Origin of the sequence: Rhodococcus sp. NCIMB 12038 (assembly GCF_002165735.1) — a bacterium.
In the GTDB taxonomy this organism is placed as follows: Bacteria; Actinomycetota; Actinomycetes; order Mycobacteriales; family Mycobacteriaceae; genus Rhodococcus_F.
The window spans coordinates 1-1195 of sequence record NZ_NHML01000096.1 but is presented as its reverse complement, the minus strand read 5'-3'; the positions used below and the strand labels follow the sequence as shown (position 1 = coordinate 1195).

Here is a 1195-nt window from a genome sequence, read left to right as displayed (position 1 = left end):
GCTCGACGTCATCTCTGACGAGTCGAAAGGCTACTTCGAGCCGCGGCCCTGGCACACCGACTTCCCGCAGTACCCGAAGACGTGGGAAGTCGACCTGGCGGCGGTCAACAGCTGGGGCCCGATCAACCAGGCGCTCCTCGAGCACTGAGCGGAAGACAGGATTTCCACCATGTGGTCGCTGGTTCAATACGAAACACCTGGCCTTCCCGGACACCGACTCGGCGTGCTCGACAACGACACCGTCCGGGCGCTGCCCTCCCACTGGCCTCACGACATGCTCGCCCTGCTCGATTCGTGGCACGCGTGGCAGGACAAGCTGCGATCCCTCGATCCGGTCGAGCTCGATGCGGTCGCCGACGCACGGCTTGTGCTTCCCATCACGCATCCCCGGAAGGTCATCTGCGCCGGCGCGAACTTCTACGACCATGCGGCCGAGATGGGCACAGCCCGGCCGGATCCCGCGGAGTCGCCGTTCTTCTTCCTCAAGCCTCCGACGACCGCGCTCACCGGCCCTTACGACACCATACGTGTACGGGACATCGAAGGTGCCGGTCTCGACTGGGAGATCGAACTAGCCGTCGTCATCGCCGATAGGTGCGCGGACCTCGCCGTGGACGAGGTCGACGCACACGTTGCGGGATACACGGTCTCGAACGACCTGTCAGCCCGCCTCCGGTTCCCCCGCCCGAACGCAGTCCTCGCCCCATTCGCCTTCGACTGGCTCAAACACAAGGCGTTCGACCAGTCCTGCCCGATCGGCCCCGGGATCACACCGGCATGGCAAGTCGGGGATCCCGGCGACCTGTCGCTCCGGCTTTCCGTGAACGGGGTCGTCAAGCAGGACTCGTCGACACGCGACATGGTCGTCGACGTGCGGCGTCTGGTGTCCGAGGTCAGCCATACCTTGACGTTGGAGCCCGGCGACCTCATCCTGACGGGTACCCCGGCTGGCGTCGGGATGCCCCGGAAGGATTTCCTTCACAACGGCGATGTAGTCGAGGCGGAGATCGAAGGACTCGGCCGCATCATCAACACACTCGAGAGTGCATGAGATGACAGATCTGATCGCAGAAGCNCCCTGGCCGGACGTGAAGGCGGACGTGCCCTCCACTATGAGCGCGATGGTCTTCCGGGAGTTCGGCGAACCCGAAGTGCTCCAGATGGAGACAATGCCCGTACCCCCGGTGGGACCCGA

Annotated in this window: 1 protein-coding gene; it reads left to right on the top strand. The window is 64.7% G+C overall.

The annotated features are described in order from the left end of the window. The first annotated feature begins 223 nt into the window (after nucleotides 1-223). A complete protein-coding gene (locus CA951_RS42125) occupies nucleotides 224-1051 on the top strand; it encodes a fumarylacetoacetate hydrolase family protein (protein ID WP_218780577.1) in 828 nt (275 codons plus the stop codon). The last annotated feature ends 144 nt before the right edge of the window (nucleotides 1052-1195 follow it).